General features: G+C 38.4%; 19 protein-coding genes and 1 rRNA gene. 8 read left to right on the forward strand and 12 right to left on the reverse strand.

The features are described from left to right. The 3 genes from rrf to putP form a co-directional block, all read left to right on the forward strand. A 5S ribosomal RNA gene (gene rrf, locus G7B18_RS17935) occupies window positions 1-100 on the forward strand; the annotation flags it as partial. 168 nt (window positions 101-268) lie between these two features. Further along, window positions 269-1,738 (forward strand): S10 family peptidase, encoded by a 1,470-nt coding sequence (locus G7B18_RS17940; RefSeq protein WP_205600282.1) that lies wholly within the window; start codon window positions 269-271, stop codon window positions 1,736-1,738. Between the two features lie 98 nt (window positions 1,739-1,836). Beyond that, entirely contained in the window at window positions 1,837-3,333 is a 1,497-nt protein-coding gene (gene putP / locus G7B18_RS17945) for a sodium/proline symporter PutP (RefSeq protein WP_164112879.1), read from the forward strand. Window positions 3,334-3,370: 37 nt separating this feature from the next. Here putP and G7B18_RS17950 read toward each other — a convergent pair whose 3' ends face one another. Then, window positions 3,371-5,230, reverse strand: a complete 1,860-nt coding sequence (locus G7B18_RS17950; protein ID WP_164112880.1) for a CocE/NonD family hydrolase — start codon at window positions 5,228-5,230, stop codon at window positions 3,371-3,373. Window positions 5,231-5,314: 84 nt separating this feature from the next. Between G7B18_RS17950 and G7B18_RS17955 the strand changes: the two genes are divergently transcribed. Further along, window positions 5,315-5,815 carry a DinB family protein gene (locus G7B18_RS17955; protein ID WP_164112881.1) on the forward strand — a complete coding sequence of 167 codons (501 nt, stop codon included), beginning with the start codon at window positions 5,315-5,317 and terminating at the stop codon, window positions 5,813-5,815. Between the two features lie 57 nt (window positions 5,816-5,872). On the opposite strand, the gene sucD is transcribed toward G7B18_RS17955, so the two are convergent. Both sucD and G7B18_RS17965 read right to left on the reverse strand, forming a co-directional pair. Next, on the reverse strand, window positions 5,873-6,745 hold the full coding sequence (gene sucD / locus G7B18_RS17960; RefSeq protein ID WP_079645253.1) for a succinate--CoA ligase subunit alpha: 873 nt from the start codon (window positions 6,743-6,745) through the stop codon (window positions 5,873-5,875). Between the two features lie 63 nt (window positions 6,746-6,808). Beyond that, a complete protein-coding gene (locus G7B18_RS17965) occupies window positions 6,809-7,357 on the reverse strand; it encodes an RNA methyltransferase (protein ID WP_164112882.1) in 549 nt (182 codons plus the stop codon). 174 nt (window positions 7,358-7,531) lie between these two features. Between G7B18_RS17965 and rpsT the strand changes: the two genes are divergently transcribed. Continuing rightward, the gene (gene rpsT, locus G7B18_RS17970) at window positions 7,532-7,786 is read left to right on the forward strand and encodes a 30S ribosomal protein S20 (RefSeq protein WP_079645251.1); all 255 of its coding nucleotides are present in this window, start codon (window positions 7,532-7,534) and stop codon (window positions 7,784-7,786) included. A 5-nt stretch (window positions 7,787-7,791) separates the two neighbouring features. On the opposite strand, the gene G7B18_RS17975 is transcribed toward rpsT, so the two are convergent. Together G7B18_RS17975 and G7B18_RS17980 are read right to left on the reverse strand one after the other, a co-directional pair. Next, window positions 7,792-8,709 carry a DUF1080 domain-containing protein gene (locus G7B18_RS17975; RefSeq protein WP_164123679.1) on the reverse strand — a complete coding sequence of 306 codons (918 nt, stop codon included), beginning with the start codon at window positions 8,707-8,709 and terminating at the stop codon, window positions 7,792-7,794. Between the two features lie 39 nt (window positions 8,710-8,748). Continuing rightward, entirely contained in the window at window positions 8,749-9,633 is an 885-nt protein-coding gene (locus G7B18_RS17980; protein ID WP_240452902.1) for a helix-turn-helix transcriptional regulator, read from the reverse strand. Window positions 9,634-9,900: 267 nt separating this feature from the next. Here G7B18_RS17980 and G7B18_RS17985 point away from each other — a divergent pair, with 267 nt between their 5' ends. Next, window positions 9,901-11,391, forward strand: a complete 1,491-nt coding sequence (locus G7B18_RS17985) for a succinate CoA transferase (protein ID WP_164112884.1) — start codon at window positions 9,901-9,903, stop codon at window positions 11,389-11,391. Window positions 11,392-11,412: 21 nt separating this feature from the next. On the opposite strand, the gene gldG is transcribed toward G7B18_RS17985, so the two are convergent. The 7 genes from gldG to G7B18_RS18020 all read right to left on the reverse strand — a co-directional run bounded on the left by gldG (window position 11,413) and on the right by G7B18_RS18020 (window position 18,547). Further along, a complete protein-coding gene (gldG, locus tag G7B18_RS17990; RefSeq protein ID WP_164112885.1) occupies window positions 11,413-13,836 on the reverse strand; it encodes a gliding motility-associated ABC transporter substrate-binding protein GldG in 2,424 nt (807 codons plus the stop codon). A gap of 98 nt (window positions 13,837-13,934) precedes the next feature. Continuing rightward, window positions 13,935-14,516, reverse strand: coding sequence for a hypothetical protein (locus G7B18_RS17995; RefSeq protein WP_164112886.1), 582 nt, complete (start codon window positions 14,514-14,516; stop codon window positions 13,935-13,937). Window positions 14,517-14,582: 66 nt separating this feature from the next. Continuing rightward, entirely contained in the window at window positions 14,583-15,293 is a 711-nt protein-coding gene (locus G7B18_RS18000; RefSeq protein ID WP_164112887.1) for an ATP-binding cassette domain-containing protein, read from the reverse strand. A 3-nt stretch (window positions 15,294-15,296) separates the two neighbouring features. Then, entirely contained in the window at window positions 15,297-16,265 is a 969-nt protein-coding gene (locus G7B18_RS18005) for a glycerophosphodiester phosphodiesterase family protein (protein ID WP_164112888.1), read from the reverse strand. Further along, complete coding sequence (locus G7B18_RS18010) at window positions 16,262-16,789, reverse strand: shikimate kinase (RefSeq protein ID WP_164112889.1); 528 nt, start codon at window positions 16,787-16,789, stop codon at window positions 16,262-16,264. The genes G7B18_RS18005 and G7B18_RS18010 overlap by 4 nt, the downstream gene beginning before the upstream one ends. Further along, the gene (locus tag G7B18_RS18015) at window positions 16,789-17,997 is read right to left on the reverse strand and encodes a BT_3928 family protein (RefSeq protein ID WP_164112890.1); all 1,209 of its coding nucleotides are present in this window, start codon (window positions 17,995-17,997) and stop codon (window positions 16,789-16,791) included. Before G7B18_RS18015 ends, G7B18_RS18010 begins: the two co-directional genes overlap by 1 nt. Window position 17,998: 1 nt before the next feature. Continuing rightward, window positions 17,999-18,547, reverse strand: coding sequence for a DUF1599 domain-containing protein (locus tag G7B18_RS18020; protein WP_164112891.1), 549 nt, complete (start codon window positions 18,545-18,547; stop codon window positions 17,999-18,001). Window positions 18,548-18,715: 168 nt separating this feature from the next. On the opposite strand from G7B18_RS18020, the gene G7B18_RS18025 reads away from it, so the two are divergent. After that, complete coding sequence (locus G7B18_RS18025; RefSeq protein WP_164112892.1) at window positions 18,716-19,513, forward strand: HipA family kinase; 798 nt, start codon at window positions 18,716-18,718, stop codon at window positions 19,511-19,513. Continuing rightward, window positions 19,491-19,874 carry a DUF3037 domain-containing protein gene (locus G7B18_RS18030; RefSeq protein WP_164112893.1) on the forward strand — a complete coding sequence of 128 codons (384 nt, stop codon included), beginning with the start codon at window positions 19,491-19,493 and terminating at the stop codon, window positions 19,872-19,874. Before G7B18_RS18025 ends, G7B18_RS18030 begins: the two co-directional genes overlap by 23 nt. Window positions 19,875-19,897 lie beyond the last annotated feature (23 nt).

The following is a 19,897-nucleotide window of genomic DNA, read 5'->3' on the forward strand; positions in this document are numbered from 1 at the left end:
ATCGGCGGTGTCTACCTCTTCCCATTCCGAACAGAGAAGTCAAGCCCGCCAGAGCCGATGGTATTGCCGTAACAGGTGGGAGAGTAGGTCGGTGCCTTTTTTTACACGAAGCCCCTTCAGGAAACTGATGGGGCTTTTTTGTTGTTGTAAAGTTGTTACTATCTAGAAGTATAAAGTACACGTATTTCTCTATCATAATTTGTATTTTCATATAAATTTGTGTGAATAACACGACATCAATTTTATGAATACATTAATAACCAAAAGTATGAGAGTAAGTTTATGTTTAGTTTTTTTTCTCTTTTCTAATTATTTAAAGGCACAGCGAGTCCCCCTAGCGGACAGTGTGATTACCACAAAGCATCAAATAACTGCAAATGGACAGAAGTTTGCTTATACAGCAAAGACCGGGACTCAACCAGTCTGGGATGGAAATGGAAAAGTATTAGCAACTGTTCATTTTACGTATTACACGAGGGATGATGTCTCTAATCGCAACAAAAGGCCTTTAATAATTTCTTTTAACGGTGGGCCTGGATCTGGCTCGGTTTGGATGCATTTGGCTTATACGGGACCTAGGTTATTAAATATTGATGATGAAGGCTATCCCTTGCAGCCTTATGGTGTTAAGGAAAATCCCTATACAATATTAGATGTCGCTGACATTGTGTATGTAGATCCTATTAACACGGGGTATTCACGAATTTTGGATGAAAAAGCAGATCGCACATTGTTTTTTGGCGTTAATGCAGATATTAAGTATTTAGCGGAATGGATAAATACGTTTGTGACAAGGAACAATCGGTGGAGCTCACCAAAGTATCTTATAGGGGAAAGCTATGGTACGACACGCGTATCTGGACTGGCGTTGGAATTGCAAAATGCACAATGGATGTATCTTAACGGTGTTATTTTGGTTTCTCCAACAGACCTAGGCATTAAACGTGAAGGTGCTGTGGATAAAGCCAATCGTCTACCTTATTTTTTAGCAACGTCATGGTATCACAAACGATTGTCCCCGGAATTACAAAGTAGAGATTTAGAGGAGTTACTTCCTGAAGTGGAAGCATTTACATTGAATGAGCTGCTTCCCGCTATAGCGCGAGGAAGTAGTTTGCCTGTCACAGAGAAGGCTACTATCGTGAAAAAGATGGCTAGATATTCGGGACTTACGGAGCTTTTGATAGAACAGAACAATTTAGACGTTTCTACTTCCCTCTATTGGAAAGAATTATTGCGGGATAAAGGAATGACTATAGGACGGTTAGATTCTAGATATCTGGGAATAGATCTTAGGGACGGTGGAGAACGACCGGATTACAATGCGGAGTTAACTTCTTGGTTGCACTCATTCACACCTGCCATAAATTATTATTATTTAAATGAGCTCAACTATAAAACTGACGTGAAGTATAATATGTTTGGACAGGTACATCCTTGGGATCGATCAAATGATAATACTGGTCTTAGTCTGAGACAGGCTATGGCTGCGAATCCGTTCTTACACGTTATGGTTCAGTCTGGGTATTACGATGGAGCCACAGATTATTTTAATGCGAAATATAACCTATGGCAGATGGATCCTTCGGGCAAACTTTCTGGAAGAATGAATTTCTTTGGTTATCGAAGTGGACATATGATGTATTTGAGGAAGGAAGACTTGATAAAGGCTAATAATGATATTCGAGAATTTATCAAAAGGTCTATTCCGGCAGTCGATCAAGCAGCTAAGTATTAAGGTTGTTGACCGAATTCCTAGACAATGCATTTTTATTGGATGAAATTTTGGACGTTAAGCCATTTTAATAGCATCTTTATACTTTATAAATTTTACATATGAATGTATATGAACTAATCTCAATCGGATTATACATGTTGCTGATGATTGGAATAGGTGTTTATTCGTGGAAGAAGTCTACGAGCAACTCTGAAGAATTTTTAATCGGAGGTCGAAAAATGGGAGCTGCAGTGACAGCACTTTCTGCCGGTGCGGCAGATATGAGCGGTTGGTTATTGATGGGCTTGCCGGGAGCCATGTATCTTTCTGGATTGTCAAGTGCCTGGATAGCCATTGGATTAACAATTGGTGCCTTTTTGAACTATGTGATTGTAGCTCCACGTCTACGAGTTTATACCGAGGTTGTTAATAATGCGATCACACTGCCAGTTTTTTTTGAAAACCGTTTTCGGGATAAAACACAGTTGTTGAAGATCTGTTCTTCCGTATTGATTTTGGTTTTTTTTACCTTGTATACGTCGGCAGGTATGGTTTCTGGCGGAAGGCTATTTGAATCGGCTTTTGGAATAGATTATTATACAGGACTTTTTTTGACAACCTTTGTCGTCGTACTTTACACCTTTTTAGGAGGCTTTTTAGCCGTGAGTTTAACGGATTTTGTCCAAGGAACTATTATGGTCACTGCCTTAGTAATTATTCCTATCGTCATTGTTATGCAAATTGGTGGTTTAGGTACGACGTTGGATATTATTAAACAAAAGAATATCAGTTATTTAGATCTTCTAAAGGGTACAACAGCAGTTTCTGTGGTGTCTTTATTAGCCTGGGGCCTAGGTTATTTCGGGCAACCACATATCCTTGTTCGTTTCATGGCTATCGCTAGTATTAAAGATATGACTAAAGCGAGGCGTATAGGTATTAGTTGGATGATTTTTACCGTTGGAGGAGCAATGTTGGTTGGACTTTTTGGGATAGCCTATTTGTATAAATTTGATCAGCTCAAAATGGCTAGTTTCGATGGATCGAAAGAAATGGCGGAGACAATTTTTATACACTTGTCTAGGGTACTGTTTCACCCCTTGATTGGAGGTTTTTTGCTTTCGGCAATATTGGCTGCAGTAATGAGTACAATATCTTCTCAGCTACTGGTTACCTCGAGTTCCATGACAGAAGATATCTACAAGGCATTTTTTAATAGAAAGGCTTCTCCTAAGAATATGTTGGTGATGAGCCGTCTTTCCGTGCTTATAGTCGCAGTTATTGCATTATTATTGTCGTTAAATCCGAAAGATAGTATCCTGAATCTTGTGGGCAACGCATGGGCGGGATTTGGTGCTGCTTTTGGCCCCTTGATCATTCTGTCTCTCCTGTGGAAGCGAACTACGGCGATGGGAGGCTTATTGGGGATGTTAGTTGGTGGAATAGTCGTCTTACTATGGGTATATGTGCCACACAATTTTAAAACAGTGTATGAAATTATACCAGGGTTTATCTTGAGTTTTTTAACAATAGTAGTGGTTTCTTTAGCTAGCAAACCCGTTAATAAGGAAATTCAGGATGAGTTTGACGAAGTTAATAAAATTGTTAATTCATAATGAATAGAAAGGGAGTATGTGCATGCTCCCTTTCTATTTATAGCACAGCGAAGTTTATTCTGCTGGGTGCTGATTTATCAAAGTATATGCGGTGTGAGTTTTTGATGTAGTCTTCAGCCTTTGCTTTGTATATATCCATAAATTGATTCGGATTTCTGTCTGTTAAAGGGAACCAACTGTGTTGTACTTGAACCATTATTTTATGACCTTTTTTAAAAGTATGAGCTACGTCAGGTAGATTTACTTTTACATTGGTGATTTCATTGGGTTTGAATGGTTCTGGTAAACTGAAACTATTTCGAAATTTACCACGCAATATTTCACCTCGAACCAACATTTGATAATTCTGCATAACTGTTTCTGTATTCAATGGAGAAATATCACTTGAGCTATCTGGATATACATCGATCACTTTTACAATAAAATCAGCATCTGTACCAGTCATGGATACATACAGATCCGCTTGTATAGGACCTACTACAGTCAAATCGTTTGCTAGAACTGCCGTCTCAAATACCATCACATCAGGTCTGTTCGCAGCGAAACGCTGATCTGCAATCATATATTCGCGCGTTCGGTTTGTAAATATTCCATCTTGAGAAGGGATGGGCTTTTTTGGATCACTCGTATATTCAACATATTTATTTTGCGTGTCGTTCGCCTTTTCTGTCAGTTGATTATCTTCATTGAGGTAGAGTGAAGTCATTTTAGCTTCTTTAGGTGGCCATTGTGAAAATTGATGCCATTTATTTGAACCTGTTACAAATATATTAGCTTCTGCAGGATCAAAGTTACCCTTTCCTTTAAGATAGTATTCAAAGAAAGGAAGTTCAAAGTTCTCTTGATAATACGTGCTAGTTTCTTGATTAAACTTAATGTCACCAAAGGAATCTCCCTTTGTACGTACCCATCCGCCATGGAACCAAGGCCCCATCACTAAAATGTTGTTGTTCTTGTTATTTTTCTTTTCAATCTGTTTATAAGTTTCAAAGGCACCATAAGTGTCTTCTGCATCAAAGAGTCCTCCAACTACCATGACGGCGGGTTTTACTGCATGAAGATGGTGTGTAATGGTACGATTGTTCCAGAAAGTATCTAGCGTGCTGTGCTTGGCAAGGTTATCCCAGAATTTCACAGTATGATTTAAATACTTCGTTTTTAATTCGCTTAGTGTGGGATTGTCTAAAAAGAATTTATACCAATCTTTTGAAGGTAGATTAAATCCTTTCGGACCTTGCTCGTTAGTGATAGGTGCAGGTCTGGGAGCGTCAAAGGTATACATGAACCGAAAGGCATCAATAAGAAATAACGCACCTCCATGATGAAAATCATCACCGATAAACCAATCGGTAACTGGTGCTTGCGGGGAGACTGCTTTTAGAGCCGGGTGTGAGCCAATAAGTGATACTGTAGAATAGAATCCTGGGTAAGAGATGCCATACATTCCTACTTTTCCGTTGTTATTCTTAACATTTTTTACGAGCCAATCTATGGTGTCATAGGTGTCTGTACTTTCGTCTATTTTATGCTTGTTTTCTTTTGTTCGTGTGGGTCTGATGTCTTCAAATGTACCTTCGCTCATCCATTTGCCCCGTACATCTTGATATACAAAAATATAAGAAGATACCGCCATTTTGTCGAAATTACCCAAGCTCTTTTTGTACTTATCAATTCCATAAGGAGCTACCGTGTACGGAGTCCTATTTAGTAATATAGGGTATTTTGTACTCTTGTTTTTAGGGACATAAATAGATGTGAATAGTTTGGTTCCATCTCGCATAGGGATATATTCTTCTATTTTGTCATAATGTGCCTTAATGTAAGTTTCATTAACCTCCTGCGCCCGAAGAAAGTTAATGAGTAAAAGGAGCAGGGGTAGGGTAAATAATTTTTTCATAAATAAAATGGTAATCAAATTACAATTGAATATAGCGAATTATACTAATTTTTCTAAATTAGGCTACACAAATTTTAAAAGGTCATGGGGTTAAAGCAAGGATTTTTAGTCGAGTTAGAACGAGAAACAGAGAATACAAGACGTATTATAGGTAGATTGAAAGATGAGCATTTGGATTGGAGGCCGCATACCAAATCAATGACAGTTGGAGAATTAGCAGCTCACGTTGTCGAATTGCATAACTGGGTATATGCCGCCTTAGGGATGGCCGAGTTTGATTTTAAAAAGCATTATATTCCACTTAAAGCGACAAGTATAAACGCAATAAAGGAAGTGCTTGATCAAGGGTATGATAAGAATGTTGCAATGATCACTTCGTTAACAGAGGAGGACTGGTCTTCAATGTGGCGTTTACGCGCAGGAGATTATGTTATAGCGGAGATGTCCAAAGAGGGGGCAATGCGCTTTATAATCCAAAATCATCTCATTCATCACAGAGGACAGCTATCTGTGTATTTACGGTTACTAGATATTCCTGTGCCAGGAATATATGGACCATCTGCCGACGATATGAATAAAGGCTAGCAAATAAAAAAGGCTTCATTTCCCATGAAGCCTTTTTATTATATAAATTGAGACGGCTTATTTAGCTAATTCTTCCGCAATAGCTTTACCGATTTCAGCTGGTGATTCTACAACGCGGATACCGCACTCACGCATGATTTTCATCTTAGCTTCTGCTGTATCATCTGCTCCACCAACAATCGCTCCTGCGTGTCCCATACGACGTCCTGGAGGCGCTGTTTGTCCAGCGATAAAGCCAACAACAGGTTTAGTTCCGTTTTCTTTGATCCAATGAGCTGCTTCAGCTTCCATTCCTCCACCGATTTCACCAATCATGATGATTGCTTCAGTTTCTGGATCGTTCATTAATAATTCAACAGCTTCTTTAGTAGTTGTTCCAATGATAGGGTCTCCACCGATCCCGATTGCTGTAGTAATTCCTAAGCCAGCTTTAACGGTTTGATCTACTGCTTCATATGTTAATGTTCCTGATTTAGAAACAACACCTACTTTACCTTTTTTGAAGATAAAGCCTGGCATGATACCTATTTTAGCCTCTTCAGCAGTGATGATTCCAGGACAGTTAGGGCCGATTAAACGAGAGTTTTTGTCACTCAGGTAAGATTTTACTTGAATCATATCTTTAGTAGGAATACCTTCCGTAATACACACGATTAAAGCGATTCCTGCCGCTGCCGCTTCCATAATAGCATCTGCTGCAAATGCTGGGGGTACAAAAATGATGGAAACATTAGCTCCGGTATTATCTACTGCATCTTGTACAGTGTTGAATACTGGACGATCCAAGTGGGACTGACCACCTTTACCTGGTGTTACACCACCTACAACCTGAGTACCATACTCAATCATTTGAGAAGCATGGTAAGTGCCTTCTGTTCCAGTAAAACCCTGAACGATAACTTTTGAATCTTTATTTACTAATACACTCATTGTTCTATTTTTTTGCAGAGCAAATCTACTATTTTGTAATGACTTCTGGAAATTATGCCGCCGCTAATCGGATTTTTTGTTAGAAAACTTCATCTTGGATAGCAAATCCCAAGATACGACTCCCACGGTAACGGAGACATTGAAAGAATGTTTAGTGCCAAATTGTGGTACTTCGATGCAGCCATCTACTAAGGGTAAAAGTTTTTCATCAACTCCGTTTACTTCGTTTCCAAATATTAATGCGTATTTGTCTTCAAGAGATGGGACAAAGTCCGGCAGAGATATCGAATTAGATACTTGCTCTATTGCATAAATTTTATAGCCTTCGTTTTTTAGTTCTTGGATGGCTTCTATATTATTGTCGTAATGTTTCCATTCTACAGATTGTGTAGCACCGAGAGCTGTTTTTTCTATTTCGCGATGTGGTGGTTGCGCTGTAATACCACAAAGTATAATTTTTGTTAGACCGAAACCGTCGGCCGTTCTAAATGTTGAACCCACATTGTGCATACTGCGAACATTGTCTAATACCAATACGATAGGGGTCTTTTCCTGTGCTTTAAATGAGGTTATATCAGTACGATTCAACTGATCCATTGAAAGTTTTTGCATGCACAAAATTAGCTAGTAAAAATGTAAAAAGGAAGATATGTGACAATTTGTATTTGTGCCGCTCGGGAAACACAAAATAAAACTTTAAAATAGATTTTGAATATTGGATAATACTGGTTATTTTTGCAATCCGAATTTAGTATAAAAAAGTATAATAAAATATAGCTAAGAGAAATGGCAAATCATAAATCAGCGATTAAAAGAATTAGAGCTAACGCTGCGAAGCGTCTAAGAAACCGTTACCAAGCAAAAACTACACGTAACGCGATTAAAAAATTACGTACTACAACTTCTGCTGAAGAGGCTAAAGCGTTATTACCACGCGTAGTTTCTATGTTAGATCGTTTGGCTAAGAAAAATGTTATCCACAAGAAAAAGGCTTCAAATAACAAATCTAAGTTGACAAAATTTGTTAACAAATTAGCATAGTCTTTTTATGAAAGAATATAAAAAAGGATGCCTGTGCATCCTTTTTTTTTATATGTAATAAAGGCAGTCAATAAACTGCCTTTATTATTGACGATAGCTTCCGTGATGTTTTTTAGTTGCTCTGGATTATTTTTGTAAGCTTCTAAGTCATAGAGTTCGACTTTTCTAAAGTCAATTGGATGACTTTCTGATTGCAAGTAAATAAACCCCGATTTAAGTAACTGTCCATCTTTCTTTTGTGTCTTGTCGTAGTTATTTACATTTCCTCCGCCTATTTGAGGCTTATAATATTCGAGGACAGTTTCCCCCTCAAGTACATGTCGTATCACGGAGTCGCCTAATACTATAAAGTCGGCTTTGACCCATTCATCTCCATGGTATGTTTTAGAACTGGAATTAACACAATGTGGTGTGAATAATTCGTTACGATATACGACATTTGTCCCAGGGGTACATAGATTAGAAGTGGTACGTACAGAGCTAGGGGTATTATCTCCACCCAATAATTGGGCCTCGATAGATATAGGGAAATCTTGGTCTTTTAACATTGTATTCGGAGATTGACTATGTAACATTGCTCCGCTATTGCGCCAAGCCCATCCTTCACCACCACTTGCCTGTTCATCCACAAATCGATATTCAAGACGGAGTACATAATAACCGTAGGGTTTATTGTAGCCTAAATGTCCGTACTGTTGGTTAAAACTTTCATACCCATCATAACGTACTTTTAATAAGCCGTCCTCTACTCGAAATGTATTTTTGTAGTTTTCGCCAACCTCATGCGATCGAATTTTAACGGTCCAGTCTTTTATGTCTTTGCCATTAAATAGCTGTATAGGCTTTGGAACTTTTGAGACTGTGTTGGATGTGCTCTTGACCGTGTTGCAGGACAACAGTGTCGCGGTAGTTACTACCGCCATAAAAAAAGGTTTTAGGTTCATTTGATTATTGTATCTTGATTAGAGTAACGTGTTTTGATGCTTGACATAGTCGCTTGGACGTATACCTATTACTTTGTTAAAAGTATTGCTGAATGTCGGTAGACTACTGTATCCCACTCGTAAAGCGGCTTCATTGACGCTTATTCTTTCGTCTAATAAGAGACGAAGAGCTGTAAGCATTCTGAGTATGGTATAGTACTGGATGAATGACATGTTTAGCTCTTTTTGAAAAAGACGGGCCAACGTACGCTCACTAACATCAAATTTCTGTGAGAGGTCTTTAAAGCTAATATTTTCAGATATATTCTTTTCTAAGAATGATACGATATCTTTTAGTTTGTCATGTTGAGGATAAGGTAGAGCTAACGGCAGCTCGCATTGGGACAATTCAGGTAAAATTAATTTGAATGCTTTTGCAATAGAATACTTCGGCTCTTCGACAGGGAAGATATTGCCGTTCCAACGATTTGTAAACATGATTAACTCGATAAGTAAATCATTAACAGGATAGATGTTTATTTTATCAAAGAAATCAGTATCTGTTTCATATTTTGGAAAATATAAGTTTCTCATAACGACATGAGAAGAGCTAGGATGAATGCTGTGTTTAATACCTGCTGGGATCCAGATGTAATGGCGAGCGGGTAAAAAATAAGACTTATCTGAAGTTTTCAGGAATACCACGCCACCTTCAGTATACAAAAATTGTCCCTTTTTATGTAAATGCTCTTCGATATGATTATTGCCCATCAATGCATGGTGACAATAAATACTATCTTCAAATGCGTCTACATCGGTCATGTAATACTTATTAACATACTCCTTTTCCATAGCTTGTTGTTTGAGCCCTAAATTTCTTGATTTTTGCTTACAATACCAAAAAGTAAGTGTTAGCTTACTCAAAAAATAAACGATGCCATGTAAAACAGTGTCTTAACCTTTGTCTGAATAAATTTTTAGCTATTTGATATTTAAGGGATTAAAGTGTTTCGTACTTCTCTTGTCTTTGTTTTTTATCCTTTTTATTGTTTGACTATCAGAACGTTGTGTTTTTTTTGATTAGAATCAATAATTTACTGGCAGAATATAATAATTTAGCTATATTATTAATTTATAATATTGTAAATTGTTTGATTAATAGAAAGATACAAATAGCCAGATTTTAAAATAATGAGCATTGAAAGAATACGTTTAAAAACTTTGCAAGATAAAGTTATGACTGCAGAACAGGCTGCCGCATTTATCCAAGATGGTATGGTAGTCGGCTCTAGTGGTTTTACAAAGGCAGGAGACAGTAAAGTTGTCTTACCTGCATTTGCAGAAAGGGCTAAGAGAGAGCATATAAAAATTACATTGATGACAGGGGCTTCTCTGGGACATGATACGGACGGCAAGTTGGCCGAAGCTGGTGCACTTAGTAAGCGTATGCCATTTCAGGTAGATCGCACGTTGCGGAATAAAATTAATGCAGGAGAGGTTTTATTTATTGATCAGCATTTGAGCGAAAGTGCTGAATTATTGCACAATAAAAATCTTCCTCCAGTAGATATTGCGATACTGGAAGTAGCATATATTGATCGAGACGGTAGCATCGTGCCGACTACCTCGGTAGGGAATTCTGTCACTTTTGCGGCTTTGGCCAAACAGGTAATTCTCGAGATCAATACCGCAGTTCCGGAAGAGGTATACGGCATACATGATATCTATCAGGCGGAGGATTATCCACATCGTAACGTTATTCCCATTGTGGCTCCTTGGAACAAAATAGGCAGAAAGACGATTCCGTTAAATCCAGAAAAGGTGATAGGTGTCGTATTTACAAATATTACGGATAGCCCCGCAGATATTGCAGCACCCGATCAGAAAACCACTTCTATAGCGAAGCATATCTTAGCATTTTTTGAAAATGAGGTTAAACTGGGACATTTGACAGATCGCTTACTTCCTATCCAAGCAGGAATAGGCAAAGTAGCTAATGCCGTGCTGATGGGCTTTAAAGACAGTAACTTTTATGACTTGACAATGTTCTCAGAAGTCTTGCAGGATAGTACTTTTGATCTTATTGATTCCGGAAAGCTTAGTTTTGCTTCTGCTTCTTCAATAACAGTGTCGGAGGATTGCTATCACCGTGTTTTTGATAATTTGCAGCGTTATAGAGATAAATTTGTCCTACGGCCTCAAAATATATCCAATACACCAGGTTTAATAAGACGTCTCGGTGTAATTGCGATTAATACGGCAATAGAGTTTGATATTTATGGAAATGTCAATTCGACACACATTTCCGGAACAAAGATCATGAATGGTATAGGTGGTTCCGGAGATTTTGCCCGGAATGCTTACCTAAGTATTTTTGTGACGCAAGCCGCTTCCAAAGAGAACGCGATCTCCCACGTATTGCCTATGGTCTCTCATGTAGATCATACAGAACATGATGTTGATATCTTGGTTACCGATATTGGATTAGCTGATCTAAGAGGGTTAGCGCCACGGGAAAGAGCTCAACAGATAATAAACAACTGTGTACATCCAGATTATAGGTCAGAGTTACAGTCGTATTTTGACCGAGCTTGTGAAAGAGGTGGACATACTCCACATTTGCTAGAAGAAGCCTTTAGCTGGCATTTAAGATTAGCTGAAAGTGGTACAATGAAAAAATAATACCAAAAGACTACAGGGGAATTAGCCTCTTGTAGTCTTTGTTGTTTTTGTAAAACGGCGTTTGCGTAAGTAACTTTGGCTCCAAGCAGCTATTACTAGTATTAGGATCGGCAGTACAACATTAATTAGTTGCCATTTCAACTTCTCATTTTTCACAGCCGACTGGTCCAATAGACGTAGTTTTACCTCTCGGTTTCGGAGAGAAATCAACCGTTCATCATTCATGAAGTAATCGACAATATTTTCCAGAAATACCCTGTTTGCATATTGTTGTTCTGTAAAACGGTCCCAACCTAGCGGATATGGGGATTGATCTTTGTAATTAACTTGATTAATAAGCCAATCTCCGTCAGCTATTACCAACATTTTTGCCTCTTCAGAGATATTTGTCAAATCTATTTTTTCGGTAATTCCTATTGGGATCGGTCTGTTTTGAAATAGGTAAGGGAATTTACCCCTTAGCAGAGCAGCTACTGCTTTAGGTTCTGTTCTAAAATTTTGAGGATCAGGTTGCTCTTCGACCATTTGTAAAGAGATAGGTCCTGGAGTATTAATTATACGGCTGAAAGGGGATGAGTATAACAGAATCTCTTTCCTAATGCCTTTTACGGCTATTGTATCCACAGTTCCGATGAATTCAGTACGTATACCATCTAGATTTTTTAGAATGGGGTTTTGACTGGTAGGCATAAGAATTGGAAACAAATACCAAGGAACAAGTTCAATCTGCGCTTGCGTACCTATATTTCCTACTGACAATGGGATTTGGGAGCAGTTTAAATCAGCGATTAGATTGTAGTTCAATCGTGCTCCATAAAGGAATAATTGATCGTCTAGGTTTAGTTCTTTTCCAATCAATGGTTGACTACCCGTTTTTTTTAGGTAATCCAAGCTTGCGTCTATTTGATCTATCGCCCAAATGATGGAACCACCATTTCTTACATAATAGTCCAATTTATATTTTTCTTGCTCAGAAAATGCCTTTTGGGGTTTAGCAATAAAGAGAATAGCAATTTCTTTAAGGTCATGTAGTGATATGGAGTCGAGGTTTAATCGACCGACCTGATTAGAAACCCCTAAGGATCGCATGGCGTCATATAGTTCGAGATCAGATGGTTCGCCATGGCCCTCTGTAAAAGCAATGTATGGAAGCTTGTCCGTGTTTATTTTTGTGATAGCGGAAACAAAAGCATACTCTAAATTCTGAATAGAGTTGTTGAGCACCTGCTCCGGCGATTGCCCTATTTTGTTTTGCAGTAGGTTCACGTTGATTTCTTGTTCATCATGGCTAATAATAGCCGCAGGAAAAATCAATGTCTGATTGAAGCCACTCTCTGATTTGATACTTAAGTTGGTCGGATATAGACCGCGGCTGATAAGTGCTTCCGTGTATTGTTTTTGTTCTTCTTGACTTCCTGCGTTAGGATCGATAATATTGACTTTCACTTTACCTTTAGAATAGGATTTTAAATCATGAGCCATATCTATCGCTGCTTGTCTCAATCTTTTAAACCCCGCTGGCAATTTTCCATCCAAAAAGATCGTAATATAAGTGTCTTTTTTAAGGTCAGAAACTATCGCCTTAGATGTTTCGTTTAAAGTGAATCGTTGATCGGATGTGAAATCCAACCTTCCGTATAATTGTTGAAAAATAGAATGATTTAAAGTGAAAGCAATTAAGAGGCAGATGGCGTATACGACTAAGGTTTTTTTTCTAGGTCTGAATTGACGACCTAAGTGGCCTATGGAAAATACTATAAAAAGGGATTGTACACTCAAAAAATAAATCAGGTCACCGAAATTCAATACACCTCTACTTACAGCGTCGTAGTGTTCAATGATCCCAATTTTTTTAATGAGCTCTTCGTTGTAAGATACAACGCTGATTTGGCTAATGGCGTCAAATCCGTAAAAAAATAAGAAACAAACGAAGACCGCTAGCAAGAAGGCTATAATGGGATTATTGGTCAATGATGAACAGAACAATGTTATAGAAGTAAAGGTCGCACCTAGTAATAGGAGACCTAAATAGCAACCGATAGTGGCTCCGATATCGATATTTCCTATAGGGAATGCTAAAAGATAAGTCGTTATTGCATATACTATCGTAGGGATGATAGCGAGCAAGACAATCGTCAGAATTCCTAGAAACTTGCCCAGTATGATTTGTGCCAAGCTGATCGGACGACTTAATAGCAACTCCCATGTACCATCAGATTTTTCTCCCGAGATACTGCGCATACCGATCGCCGGGACTAAAAATAGTAATAAATATGGTGCTAGGTTAAAGAAGCTATCTAAAGATGCATACCCCGTTTCTAATATGGAAGTGTCGGGAAAAACCCATAGTAGTAGACCGGTTATTAGGAGGAAAATTCCGATTGCCAGATAGCCGATTAAGGAATTAAAGTAACCTGCTATTTCTTTTTTGTAAATGCTAAACAACTTGCTTTCGATTAATTTGTTCCGAAATTAGGAAAATGTATGTTAGAAAGCAAGACAGCATGAGTCTATGATTCATGCTGTTTATGCTATAATAAAGTTTATCTGCTTTTTCCTGGAAGATAGATTTGAAAACCAAGACTGACTCCTAATCCGGTAGCTTTTTCTCCGACGTTGACGTTAGCTTTGGAGTAGTTATAGCCCGTCATCACTTCAAGTGCTACAGTCTGCGTGATGAAGTGTGCATATCCCGCATTAACACCGAATGCAAAAGAGGTTCCTTTACCGGCGTTACTACCTGTTATACCAACATCACCATGACCAAAGAAGCGACCTGTAGCACTGGCTCCGCGAGGGATATAGTAGCGTACAAAAGGAGCGATACCATAGTTCCATTGGTTGTCATCACCTTTTACAGTTCGAAGTCCCAATGAGGCTTGAGCGCCTAATGCAAGACCATTAGCGATAAAATAACCGGCACGTGGACTTACACCAATATTAAATGCTTCCGATTCAAAGCTGTATCCTAAGCCTCCGATAGATCCTCCGACCATCCAGTTCCCCGTTTTGATAGGGGTAAGACCCACATTTGCCGAATGCTGAGGTACAGTTTTAATTTCCTGTGCATTCGCAGACGCAAAAGTAGCTAGAAGTAAAGCTGCTGAAAGTAATGTTTTCTTCATATTTTTTCATTTTGTAACGCGTAAGTAATTTCATTGTATAAACAACAAATTAAATACAAACTTGTTTTAGGAATTTGTCAATTTTACGAAAATTTCCTCCATATTCAGATTAGGGTATTTCGCCGCTCTGTCCTTAGATAGAAAGTGATCTTTTATTTGTCCTTTATGAATTACAATTACTTCCTCGCAGATAGCTTCAACTTCTTGCATAAGATGGGTAGAAATAAAAACTGTTTTGTTTTTTGCTAGGTGCTTTATAAGTGTTCGGATTTCAATTATCTGGTTGGGGTCTAGCCCTGTTGTAGGCTCATCTAGAATCAATACTTCTGGGTCATGGATGATCGCGAGCGCTAACCCGACGCGTTGTTTGAATCCTTTGGATAGTTGCGCTATTTTTTTATGTTGTTCCTGCTGGAGTCCAGTTTGTGCTATTACCTCCTTAATTCGTTTACTAGGATTTGGTAGTTTATGAATTTGCGCTTCAAAATAGAGTATTTCTTGCACATACATATCGAGATAAAGAGGGTTGTTTTCAGGTAGATAGCCAATCATCTTTTTGGTTGATAGTGGGTTTATTTTTATATCGATACCATTGATCATGCAGAGCCCCTGTTCAAAAGGGTATATACCTGTTAGAATCTTCATTGTCGTAGATTTACCTGCCCCATTAGGGCCAAGGAAACCTATAATGTGATTGCTTCCTGTCGCAAACGAAATATCGTCTAAAGCTTTTTGCTGCTTATAGCTTTTTGTAAGATTTTGGACTTCAATAGACATAGCTTAATGGCGGATATAAGGAGAGCTGATGTTTCGCTTTCGAATGTAGTAATCTAACGCTTTATGGGCTTCTAACGGACGATCAGTGCTTAAAATATCAGCCCCATTTTCAACGTATTCAGCATAGGTTTGGTAGCCCTTGCTGTCAGCTTGTCGATCCAGGTTACCGATAGTACCTAATATGATTTTTATACCATGTTGGTGTAAAAGCTGTACCAATTCCGGTTCCGGCTGACGTGTCCCAACAAAAGCGACAATCCTATTGTCAGGAATACCTTGACTCGCTAGCCTACCTAGATCTTCGATAGACTTTATACTAGTTGAAATCATCAGATCCGGATTAATCCGATATAGTGCCTTAGCTTGTTTAGTGTTGTAAGTGATTACAACGGTATAGGACTGCGCATTAGTTTTAGCAATGACACGCGATAATAATTTATAAGGAATATCATTTTTCGCATCCAAAGTGAAGATTACTCTTCCTTTTCCCCAAGTGAGGGTTTCTTCTAACGTAGGGATTTGGTAGGAGGTGACTTTTCCTTCCGTGTCTTTTAATTTAAGTTTTTTTAACTCAGAAAGCGTAAAATCGCCAACTTTTCCATTTCCATCGGTGGTTCTATCTAATGTCTCATCATGCATCAGCACCAAGATAGAATCTTTAGAAATCCTTACATCGCATTCGATAATAACTGGCATCTTATTGGCAATACGGGCAAAGGTTTCAATAGCATTTTCCGGATAGCCTTTAGCTGGGCCACCGCGATGTGCACTGATTAGTGGATAGCTGTTCTCGCTATAGGTCAATAGTTGATAAAGATCCTCTACTGTATTGAGCTCAAAAGTCTGATTTTTGAATAATTGTGTACTGCTTTCCCTTAGCGAGTTTTTTTGTGTACTATCCGTTGAGCGAAAGCAACTGCTAGCTAATATTAGCAGCAATATTCCGAAGATATATTGGGTGTTTTTTTTCATAGTTGAGCCTTTTTTTGATAATCGCTTATCAATCGGACAATATCTTCAACAGAAGTGTGGAGCTGATCAACTATTAATTGTGACTGTTCATAAAAAGGGGAACGCTCTTTAAGTTTACTTTCAATGAATGCTAAAAGTTCGTCTCCATTTAGTCCTTTCAGTACAGGTCTTTTATTTATGTCCGATTTGCTTAGTCTAGACCATAGAGACTTGGAGGTATGTTGGAGGTAGAGTGCTATACCGTTTTCAGTAATCCATTGCATGTTGTCATAAAAACAAGGGGTACCTCCTCCTGTAGAAATTATAGCATGAACCCCTTGCTGACGTTTCAGAAAAGTGCGCTCCAAATCACGGAATTTATCTTCGCCATACCTGTTGAAATATTCTGGAATACTCATGCCGATATACGTTACTATTTCGTGATCCAAATCAACGAATTGTCTTCCTGTTGCAGCAGCTAGTTTCTTTCCTATTGTTGTCTTCCCACTGCCCATAAATCCAACAATGAAGATCGGTGTTTTCATTATTGCGCTTTTAAATACATATTTATTAATGCCTCTTTGTTAGGGAAAGCATTCTTAGACCATTTTTTTATGACAACTCCATTTTGTAAAAGCATCACACCAGGATTTGAGCGGACCATACTCTTGAGCGGAACAGCATCCGTATAAAATGTTTCCAGTACTAGATCTAGTTGATCATTAAGATAATTAACGTCATCCGATGAACTTGCTGTTAATAACACAGCCCGAAGATTATATTCGCCGGATAAATCACGTATAGTCTTGTTGATCTTATCTAAAGCTACTAAATCTGTGGCGGAAAGTTTTGTGACATCCACACTGGTCACTATAAAGTTATAATACGGATTTCTGACAATTTCTTGGGTGAGTTCATTACCTTCAGCATCGGAGATGATCAAGTCCGGGATTGGTACTTGGTACCCTTTCTTTACGAGTTTTGACTCAGGTTCACCTATAACTTCCCAATTTTCATCTTCCCAGATTTTCTGATCCATATATTCCTTATCGGACATTTTCTTTTCCTCTCCTGTAGATTTGTTTTTCAGCGAATAGATGTGTTCATACTCATCCTGCGCAGCGCCTTCCGGTATTTCCATCAATTTAGGAATATTATTCCCTTCTTTGTAAGGTAAAAAGTCAACAAATGGTAGGAAGCTGATAGTGTATATACCTATTCCAAAGGATAGAATAATGACAAAAAAACTCAATAGATTATTCGTAAATGAACTCGCTACAAGTGGAGCTATTTTTCTTCTCTTTATGAATATAACCAATATAAACGCAAGTAATATCAGGTCTTTTATAAAGGATTGCCAAGGTGTCAATGGAATAGCATCTCCGAAGCATCCACAGGAACTTACAACTTCAAAAAATGCGGAATAGAACGTCAAGAAAGTAAAGAATATAATCAGCAATAGCAACCCCCAAGCTACTTTGCGGCCAGCTATACCAAGTACCAATAAAGCACCTAAGATAATCTCAAAAGCACAGATGCCGACAGCAATCCATGTGCTATAATCATTCAGAAGATTGAGGTTAAAGACATGAAAGTATTCTTGCAATTTATACCCAAATCCCATCGGGTCATTAGCCTTGATAAGTCCCGAAAATATAAATAGGAATCCAACGAACAATCTTGATATCCACAATAGGATATCCACTGAAGATTTGTCGTTATTTAATGGTGCATAGTAAGAAGTAGTAGACATTTTATTTGTTTTTATCAGCAAAACCTAATTTTATTAACGCGAAGACGGCGTAGTTTAGCATATCTTGATAATTAGCTTTTAAACCTTCGGAGACAAGCGTTTGTCCATTGTTGTCTTCAATTTGTTTGACACGATGTAATTTCATAAGTATGAGGTCTGTCATCGAAGAAATGCGCATTTCTCGCCAAGCCTCACCATAATCATGATTTTTTGCAAACATCAAGTCGCGTGTTTCGTCCACCTTTTCGCTGTATTTTTGATCAACAAAAGCAACGGGTAGGTTTTCTTCCCCATCCTGTCCCAGTTCCAATTGCAGAAGAGCCATTACACAGTAGTTGACAATACCGATATATTCACCTGAAATGTCTTCGCCTACCAGTGATACCTGTTTTATTTCTAGGGTGCGTATACGTTTTGCTTTAATATAGAGCTGATCTGTAATGGATTGTAGACGCATTATTCGCCAAGCAGTCCCATAATCTTTTGTTTTCTTGATAAAGAGGTCTTTGCAATATTGTATTACAGCATTGTACTCTGCGGTTGTATTCATATAATGTAATTCGTATTCCTATTCGATGAATGACAAATATAGCTAGAAATCTGATTGTTTGATAGTCACAAAACTGTATGATTTGCTTTTTTCTATCAATAGCTAAGGATTTTTAAACTAGATTAGAGTTGTGAATTTTATTTTTATAGAAGATATGTAATAGAATAAATGGAGGAAAAAAAAATAGAAATAAGGGATGTGAATATCATCCGTTATATACAGCCCTTTCGAGAAGGAGGTTCTTTACCAGGGTTGGTTGACGCAGATGATGGTTTTAGTTATGTGATCAAGTTCAGGGGGGCAGGCCAAGGGAAAAAGGCTCTTGTTGCGGAGTTGATCGGAGGAGAGTTGGCCCGGTTAATAGGTCTTCGTATGCCGGAGATGGTTTTTGCTGAGCTTGATGAAGCGTTTGCCCGTATGGAACCGGATGAAGAGATCCAGGATCTTTTACGTTTCTCCGTAGGTAAGAATCTTGGTGTACATTTTTTAAATGGGGCTATTACTTTTGATGCGAATGTGGATGCTGTATCCGAAGAAGAGGCTTCTAAAATAGTTTGGTTGGACGCTTTGTTAATGAATGTGGATCGTACGGCGCGCAATACCAACATGTTGATCTGGCATAAGCAATTGTGGTTGATAGACCATGGAGCGTCACTGTATTTCCACCATTCTTGGGACAATTGGGAGGAGCTTATGGCAAAACCTTTTGTACAGATCAAAGATCACGTGTTGCTGAGTAAAGCCAGTCAGGTCAGAGCTATCGATAGACAGTATCGAACCGTCTTTAATGAAGATAATATATCCAACATCTTACAGGCTATCCCCGATGAGTGGTTGCAGGAGGAAGGTAGATATTTATCAGCAGATGAGGTACGTAAGGTATACCTGAGGTTTTTGATGGGTAGATTGAGTCAGTCCGATATATTTCTAAATCAAATAGATCATGAGCGAAAGAACGGTATATGAGTATGCGGTAGTGCGGGTCGTACCTCGTGTGGAACGTGATGAATTTATAAATGTTGGAGTTGCGTTGTATTGTAGACGCCAGCGCTACGCAGATGTTAAATTACATATTGATGAGATAAAGCTGAAAGCGCTGTATGCTGATGTAGATATTGTAGTGGTCAAACAACACCTAGAATCTTTCCGTCAGATTTGTAGAGGGGATAAGGGAGCAGGACGTATCGCCGGATTGGAACAAGCGGAGCGTTTTCGATGGCTCACGGCTAATAGAAGTACACTAATTCAATGTTCGGTGACTCATCCAGGTATGTGTATTTCTGCCGAAGAAACACATCAAGAATTGTTTGAGAAATTAATTCTATAATGTTGGTAGTATTAATAGTATAT

Origin of the sequence: Sphingobacterium sp. xlx-130 (genome assembly GCF_011007405.1) — a bacterium.
Classification (GTDB): domain Bacteria; phylum Bacteroidota; class Bacteroidia; order Sphingobacteriales; family Sphingobacteriaceae; genus Sphingobacterium; species Sphingobacterium luzhongxinii.